This window comes from Ilumatobacter sp., from assembly GCF_049588435.1.
Lineage (GTDB): Bacteria > Actinomycetota > Acidimicrobiia > Acidimicrobiales > Ilumatobacteraceae > Ilumatobacter_A.
The window spans coordinates 1-7260 of sequence record NZ_JBAVYV010000284.1 but is presented as its reverse complement, the minus strand read 5'-3'; the positions used below and the strand labels follow the sequence as shown (position 1 = coordinate 7260).

The 7260-nt window shown below is 66.8% G+C and carries 9 protein-coding genes; 6 read left to right on the top strand and 3 right to left on the bottom strand.

All coding sequences use genetic code 11. The features are described from left to right. Positions 1–899 (bottom strand): polyprenyl synthetase family protein (locus tag WBV89_RS11075; protein ID WP_423981408.1); only part of this gene is annotated, 899 nt, incomplete at its 3' end. Between the two features lie 102 nt (positions 900–1001). Between WBV89_RS11075 and WBV89_RS11070 the strand changes: the two genes are divergently transcribed. From WBV89_RS11070 to WBV89_RS11045, 6 genes are all read left to right on the top strand, one after another. Next, positions 1002–1193, top strand: a complete 192-nt coding sequence (locus WBV89_RS11070; protein ID WP_423981407.1) for a hypothetical protein — start codon at positions 1002–1004, stop codon at positions 1191–1193. Further along, on the top strand, positions 1193–2650 hold the full coding sequence (locus WBV89_RS11065) for an ABC1 kinase family protein (RefSeq protein WP_423981406.1): 1458 nt from the start codon (positions 1193–1195) through the stop codon (positions 2648–2650). The genes WBV89_RS11070 and WBV89_RS11065 overlap by 1 nt, the downstream gene beginning before the upstream one ends. Before the next feature lie 22 nt (positions 2651–2672). Next, positions 2673–3338: a hypothetical protein gene (locus WBV89_RS11060; RefSeq protein ID WP_423981405.1), complete on the top strand. Its 666-nt coding sequence runs from the start codon at positions 2673–2675 to the stop codon at positions 3336–3338. A gap of 42 nt (positions 3339–3380) precedes the next feature. Continuing rightward, complete coding sequence (locus WBV89_RS11055; protein ID WP_423981404.1) at positions 3381–4232, top strand: DUF455 family protein; 852 nt, start codon at positions 3381–3383, stop codon at positions 4230–4232. 7 nt (positions 4233–4239) lie between these two features. Then, positions 4240–4776, top strand: coding sequence for a hypothetical protein (locus WBV89_RS11050; RefSeq protein WP_423981403.1), 537 nt, complete (start codon positions 4240–4242; stop codon positions 4774–4776). A gap of 76 nt (positions 4777–4852) precedes the next feature. Continuing rightward, positions 4853–5833 (top strand): alpha/beta fold hydrolase, encoded by a 981-nt coding sequence (locus WBV89_RS11045; protein ID WP_423981402.1) that lies wholly within the window; start codon positions 4853–4855, stop codon positions 5831–5833. On the opposite strand, the gene WBV89_RS11040 is transcribed toward WBV89_RS11045, so the two are convergent. Together WBV89_RS11040 and WBV89_RS11035 are read right to left on the bottom strand one after the other, a co-directional pair. Further along, positions 5793–6518, bottom strand: a complete 726-nt coding sequence (locus tag WBV89_RS11040; protein WP_423981401.1) for a hypothetical protein — start codon at positions 6516–6518, stop codon at positions 5793–5795. The genes WBV89_RS11045 and WBV89_RS11040 overlap by 41 nt on opposite strands. A 6-nt stretch (positions 6519–6524) precedes the next feature. After that, a partial coding sequence (locus WBV89_RS11035; protein WP_423981400.1) for a Bax inhibitor-1/YccA family protein occupies positions 6525–7260 on the bottom strand: 736 nt, incomplete at its 5' end.

Here is a 7260-nt window from a genome sequence, read left to right as displayed (position 1 = left end):
ACGTAGTCGCGGGCGGTCTCCATGGCGGAGGCGACGCCGTCATTGCTCCGCACGATCGCCAGCGCCTGGCGTTGCCGCTCGACGTCGAGGGGAGCGCCGAGCAGTCCGCTGAGCTCGGTCGCGGCCGGTGAGCCGAGCGCCAGAGTGCGCAACACCGGCAGCGTGTAGACCCCTTCGACGAGATCGTGTCCGGCGGGCTTGCCGAGCTGTTCGTCGGTGGCGGTCGCATCGAGGATGTCGTCGACGATCTGGAACACCATCCCGTACGCGTTACCGAACTCGGTGAGCGCGTCGATGGTCGCTTCGTCGTGGCCGGCGACGATCCCGCCGATGCGGGCAGCGGTGCCGTACAGCGACGCGGTCTTGCCGTGGATCGAGGTGTAGTAGCTCTCCTCGGTCCGTCCGATGTCATACGTGAAGCGGAGTTCTTCGATCTGCCCCTCGCACAACCATCCGATCGTGCGTGCGAGCAGACCGGCGACCTCGGTTCCGAGCGATGCGGCGATCTCCGAGGCGCGGGCCAGCAGGAAGTCGCCGGCGAGAATCGCCTGGAGGTTGCCCCACTTGGCGTTGACCGTCTCGACACCGCGACGGGTGTCGGCTTCATCCATCACGTCGTCGTGGTAGAGCGAACCGAGATGGACCAGTTCGCACGAGACCCCGCCCCGAACGGCGTCGTCAGTCGCCCCGGCTCCAGTGATCTGAGAGGCGACGACCGAGAGCACGGGACGGAGCCGTTTGCCCCCGGCGACGATCAAGTGAGAGGCGATCTCGGTCAAATACTTGTCCGACGTGACGACCGCCGCGTGCATGGCGGCCTCGACGCGGGCACGGTCGGATCGACCCGTCGAGAGCGCGAGCAACGGCGACGTCTGCGTGTTCGACGTGACGTTCTCCATGGGCACGCGGGACAGGCTAGGCGGTGAACGGATCAAGGGCATCACGCTCACCGACCGAACAGCCAGCGGCCGCGTCCAGCGGGAAGCGGTATCGTCGGCGCCGTGACCGACACCAGCGGCCCAGGTTCGACCGACGCACAGGCACCTGATCTCGACGCGATCGAAGCCGACCTCGACAGCGTGCAGACGGCCCTCGGCCGCCTCGCCAACGACAACTACTGGACCGATGAGGTCACCGGCGAGGCCATCCCGGTCGCCACGCTCGAAGCCGACCCGCTGACCCGCCGAGCCTGATGCAGAAGCGGGCCGTTGCGTCGATGGCGTCGATCGTCGTCCTCGCGACGGCGCTCGCCGCCGCTGCACAGAAGGCCGGAGCGGTCAAGGCATCACCGTTGACCAGCCGCTTCGGGCGTTCCGCGAAGGTCTGGAAGCTGTCGGCGCGGAACTCCGCCCGATTCGCAGTGTCCAGAGTGCGCGGTATCGGGAGCGCCGAGGAGCGGCGCGCACAGCTCGACGAACAGTTCGCGATCCGGACGGCCGAGGACGTCGCGAAGGAACTCGGCGAGATGAAGGGCGTGCTGATGAAGGCGGGCCAGCTGGTCAGCTTCATCTTCGAGGGTCTGCCCGACGAGGCGCAGGAAGCGCTCGCAACCCTCCAGGCCGACGCCGCGCCGATGGCCCCGTCACTCGCCGCCGAGGTGGTGCGCGGCGATCTCGGCAAGGCACCCGAACGCGCCTTCCTCGACTGGTCGGACATGCCGGTCGCCGCCGCGTCGATCGGACAGGTTCACCGAGCGACCACTCCCGACGGGCGCGACGTCGCGGTCAAGGTGCAGTATCCCGGCGTCCACGAGGCGATCGAGAGCGACCTCGATGCGGCCGAGGTCATGTACGCGATGTTCTCGTCGATGATGCTGAAGGGGCTCGATTCGAAGGGACTCGTCGACGAACTCCGGGCGCGCATGGTCGAAGAACTCGACTATCGCCTGGAGGCCTCCAACGTCGCCGAGTTCGAGGAACGCTTCGCCGGTCACCCGTGGGTGCGGATCCCGAAGCTCGTTCCCGAGTTCTGCACCGAGCGCCTGTTGACCACCGAGTGGATCGAGGGCCTCACGTTCGAGCAGTTCCGCCAGAGCGCGTCCGATGCCACCAAGCAGCAGGCGGGTGAGGTGGTGTGGCGTTTCGCGCAGAACGCGATCCACCGCTACGGAATGTTCAACGGCGACCCCCATCCGGGCAACTACAAGTTCCACCACGACGGCAGTGTCAGCTTCCTCGACTACGGCCTCGTCAAACGGTGGTCGCCCGGCGAGTGGGAGACGCTCAAGCCGGCGATGGACGCGATCATCGTCGAGCGCGATCCGGAGTTGCTCGTCGAACGCATGGAGGCGTCCGGCTTCCTCCGCGACGGCCACGGCCTCGCACCACAACTCGTGTACGACTACGTGTCGAGTCCGTACGTCCCGTACCTGTCCGACGAGTTCACGTTCACCCGCGACTGGATGCGTGAGACGTTGTCGACGATCTTCGACGTGCAGGGTCCCCACGCACAGGTGATCGAGCAGTTGAACATGCCGGCCAGCTTCGTCATCCTCGATCGGGTGATCTGGGGTGTCAGCGCGATCCTCGGCAAGCTCGAAGCCCACGGGCCGTGGCGGGCGATGCTGCTCGAATACACCGCCGACGGGCCGCCGGCCACCGATCTCGGAGCTGCCGAGGCCGACTGGCAGTCCAGGCGCACCGGGGCCTGACCGAACGCCTACCATCGCCTCGATGGGCACCGCTTCGACCGACACCTCTCCGACCGAGACAGATTCGACCGTCCGACCACCGTTCGCTCCGTGGGACCGTCGCGACCTTCCGGGATCGTTCGACGTCGCCGAAACGGCGCGCCGTGTCGGCAACTACAAGTGGACCGAGATGAAACTGTTCGAGGCACTCGGGGGCTGGGTCGCCACCGTGCCCGAACTCGACATCAAGATGCGCCTCGGGACGCACTGCTACCACCACGCCTGGCATGCCGAGTTGTGGCACAAGCGACTCCCCGAGCTGCGCGAGATGAAGCCGGAGCGCCTGACGGTGCCGGCCAACGACGCGATGCAGCGATTCATCGATGCGATGACCGAACCCGAGGCTCCGGAGCTGACGATCGAGAAGCTGGTCGGCGTCTACCGCGTGCTGATCCCACGATTCGTCGCGGCCTACACGTACCACTTGAACAACACGAGCGAGATCACCGACGCACCGACGATCCGTTCGCTCAGGTTCGCCCTGCAGGACGAGTTCGACGACTGGCGCGACGGCGAGTTGATGCTGCAGTCGTTGATCACGACGCCCGACCGCGTGCGGCGGGCGACCGAGCACCAGGCCGCGTTGGAGTCGATCATGGTCGAGGCCGGCGGGATCACCGGACCGGGCAGCATCGGACCGGTCGAGTAACATCGCCGCCGGGGATAGTCAGCGGACACAAAGGGGAATCAGATGCGACAGTTCTTTCCGGTCGAAGACCTCGCTCGAGACGAGCGATTCGTCCAGACCAACATGGCGAAGCGGATGCAGGACAGCCGCACCGCGATCGATGTCAAGAAGTCGGCCAAGAGCCGCGGCTCGTCCAACCGTCTGACCCCCGAACGTCACGACGCCTCCGCGGCCGCGCGCTCGCTGATGCACGGGATCATGGTCGGCGAGATCCAGGCACTCGAAGGCGCCGGTCGCACCGCGCACGACTTCGAGGCCGGCGACGGCTCCGGCGACACGATCCCGTTCGAGCTCAAGCTCGACATGGCCCGCCAGGCGTGGGACGAAGCCCGCCACGTCGAGATCAGCGCCAAGCTGTCCGACTGGATGGGCACCGAGCTCGGCCAGTTCTCCGAGAACACCGTCCTGTTCGAAGCCGCCTGCTCCAACGATCCGGTCCTGCGCCTCGCCGGGGTCAACCGTGCCCTCGAAGGCCTGGCGATCGACGTGTTCACGCAGATGAAGGAGTTCGGCCAACTCGCGGGCGACCCGTTCCTCGAGTTCTGCGAGGACTGGATGCTCGCCGATGAGGTGACCCACGTGAAGATGGGTTCCGACTGGCTGCGCAAGGTCACCGAGAAGGACCCCGATCGCCGGGCGAAGGCCCTCGAGTTCCAACGGGTCGTCGACAAGCTGTTCAGCTTCGGCGGTGCCCGTGGCGAGGGCGACGAGAGTCCGATCGGGCTCGCCCGCCGGTTCCGCGAGCTCGCCGGATTCACCGACGACGAGGTCGACACGATCGCCGAGATGGACCATGACGCGCTCGAGGAGCGCAAGGCGATGGTGCGCTTGGCGCACGAAACCGCCGGCGTCTGAGCCCTCGATGTCGACACATGTCTCGGTGTCTCCCGAGCACTTCAGTCTCGTCGAGTACGACGCCGAGCGGATCGCCGCGGTCGCGCGCGAGGTCGCCGCACTCGTCGGGTTGACGAACCCGATCGAGATCGAGATCGATGAGAGGACGCCGCTCGCCAAGATGTCGGCCGTCGTCGCTGCACCGTCCTCCGATGCGACGATCACCCTGCGGCTCGAGAGTGGTGCGTTGGAGGACATGAAGAACCTCACGACGTTCGACGAGGCCCACGCGCGCAGATCGCTCGGGCGGGTGATGCTCCGCTCCTCGGATCGGCTGCGTGACGACTTCGCCGACGCCCCCGCCGACCTCGACATGACGAACGTCCAGAACGCCTCCTGGGATGCGTACTGCGGTGGGCGACTCGAGCGTCTCGGTCTCGAACCGATCCAGCAGCAGTACCGCTACGACTTCCGCAACCGCTTCGGATTCACCGACGACGTCGACGCCGTGTTCGACCGTCTCTGGGCCAGCGAAGATCTCGGCTGGCACGACCTGCCCACCTGAAACTGCACGTTGGTGCCAGGCACCGATGTGCATTCTGGGTCGGAGCGGGCGAGGGGCCGGCCGGTACGTTGGCCCGATGAACGGCCACACCTCGCGACGGATCACCACGGCACCGGGGATCGAACTCGACGTCATCGACGCCGGCGCACCGGGCGACCCGGTGATCGTGCTCGCCCACGGTTGGCCCGAGAGCTCGCACTCGTGGCGTCACCAGATCGACCCGCTCGTCGATGCCGGATGGCGGGTGCTCGTTCCCGATCAGCGTGGATACGGATCGTCATCGGCGCCGCGCGAGGTTGCCGCCTACCGCAGCGATCTGCTCTCGGCTGACCTGGTCGCACTCCTCGACGACGTCGGAGCCGACACGGGAACGTTCGTCGGCCACGACTGGGGCGCGCTCGTCGTGTGGGACCTCGCGCGGTTCCATCCCGACCGAGTCAACGGAGTCGTCAACGTCAGCGTCCCGTACACGCCGTGGCCGATGCAGCCGACCGAACTGTTCCGCGCCACCTACGCCGACCGCTTCTTCTACATGCTCTACTTCCAGCCGGTCGGCCCCGCCGAGACCGAACTCGACGCCGACATCGCGCGCTCGTTGCGCACGGTCATCTGGGGTGGATCCGGTGAGATGGCACGCCCACCCGGTGACCCGGCGGACCTCCCACCGCTCGACGGCACCGGACTTCTCGACACGTGGACGGGCGACGCGGCAATCCCCGACGAGCCGCCGCCATGGCTCGCCGCCGAGGATTTCGAGCGCTATGTCGAGCAGTTCACCGAGAGCGGTTTCTTCGGACCGATCAGTTGGTATCGCAACCTCGATGCCGATTGGGAGCTCACTCGCGAGTTGCCCGCACCGCCGATGCCGTGCGCCTTCATCGGCGGTAGCCGAGACATGGTGATCGCGCACCGGATGGAATACGTCGAGTCGATGACCACGATGCTTCCCGACTACCGCGGACACCAGATCATCGATGGCGCCGGGCACTGGACGCAACAGGAGCGCCCCGCCGAGTTCAACGCTGCACTGATCCAGGCTCTCGCCGCGATCGGCTGAGCGCGATCGGGCGACAGCACGGTCGCTGCCAACCGACACCGGCGACCATCGCCGACGGGCGCCAGTGGTCATCGCGGCTGTAGGCCCACCACTCGAGTGGGTTCGAGTAGTACGCGACCGACTCGACGACGCGCATGAACGGCTGGTCACGGCGCCGCACCAGCCACGTGATCATCCCGGCCGCGCCGGCGAGCACGGTCCACCCGACATAGACGATCGGATAGAACGGCCCGAGCCACCGCGCTTGCCAGATGTGCACGTCCTCGTGGTCGGTGATCAAGCGGCGGCGGCGCGGCCGGTCGACGTCACCGGCGCCACCGATCACGTTGCCAAGGGTCGTGGCGAAGCCGCGCCGGGGCATGAATCCGCGCCGGTAAACGTGACGGTTCTGGCGAGTCGACAGCTCGGGCACATAGCCCGAATCGCGCTGCGCCAGTCCGACGGCATTGCCGACCAGCCCGGCCGACGTCATCGGGAGCGACCACGTCGAATCGAGCGTGAATGCGACCAGCCCGGTCGAACACGACCAGTCGTAGGTGCGCCTCCATCCGGAGATCGCACCGTTCGCCGCGGCGAATCCGGCGCCGACGACCGGGATCGAGACGAGTGAGCCGACTGCGCCGCCGAACAGTCCCGCGAGTACCGCCGTGCCGACGGTCTCAGCGACGCGCCGGAACGTGCTCACGGTCGGTCAGCTGCGATTCAACTTGGAGAGCAGCCGGAGGATCTCGAGGTACAGCCAGACGAGGGTGACGACGAGGCCGAGGGCGGCGACCCACTCGTAGTCCTTCGACATCTTGTTGGCGACGCCCTTCTCGATGAGATCGAAGTCGAGGGCGAGGTTCGATGCGGCGATCGCGCACACGAGGACCGAGAAGCCGATCCCGAACAAGCTCGGCGAGTTGATGAACGGGATGCCACTCCCGAAGAGGTTCAACACGAACGAGACGAGATAGAGCACCATGATCCCGGCCGTCGCCGCGAAGACCGTCTTGCGGTATCCCGGGGTGACCTTGATGATCCCGGTGCGGTACATGATCAGCATCACGAAGAAGACGGCGATGGTCGCACCGGCGGCCTGCAGCACGATGCCGTCCTGCAGGGCCTCGTAGGCGTGAGAGATCGCGCCGACCGCGTAGCCGTAACACAACGCGTAGATCGGTCCGAAGATCTTCGCCAGCTTGGGCTTGAAGTAGGCGACCATCACGGCGCCGAAACCGACGATGATGCCGACCATCGCCAGAGGCGGGAAACCGACCTCGCCGTCCTCGGCGACCGTGGTCGACATCCAGCCCCACGTGGCGGTGGACAGCAACAGGACGAACAGCACGGCCGAAGCGGTGATCACGCCGTTGACGGTCATCGCCGGCTTCCAGGTGCTGACCGGACCGTCGGTGACCGGCGTGCCGGTCGGGGCGGGGAATCCC

Bases quoted from the DNA above. Each gene is read 5' to 3' on its own strand.
- WBV89_RS11065 (WP_423981406.1), top strand. From the start codon at position 1,193: ATGCAGAAGCGGGCCGTTGCGTCGATGGCGTCGATCGTCGTCCTCGCG.
- WBV89_RS11045 (WP_423981402.1), top strand. From the start codon at position 4,853: ATGAACGGCCACACCTCGCGACGGATCACCACGGCACCGGGGATCGAA.
- WBV89_RS11050 (WP_423981403.1), top strand. From the start codon at position 4,240: ATGTCGACACATGTCTCGGTGTCTCCCGAGCACTTCAGTCTCGTCGAG.
- WBV89_RS11055 (WP_423981404.1), top strand. From the start codon at position 3,381: ATGCGACAGTTCTTTCCGGTCGAAGACCTCGCTCGAGACGAGCGATTC.
- WBV89_RS11060 (WP_423981405.1), top strand. From the start codon at position 2,673: ATGGGCACCGCTTCGACCGACACCTCTCCGACCGAGACAGATTCGACC.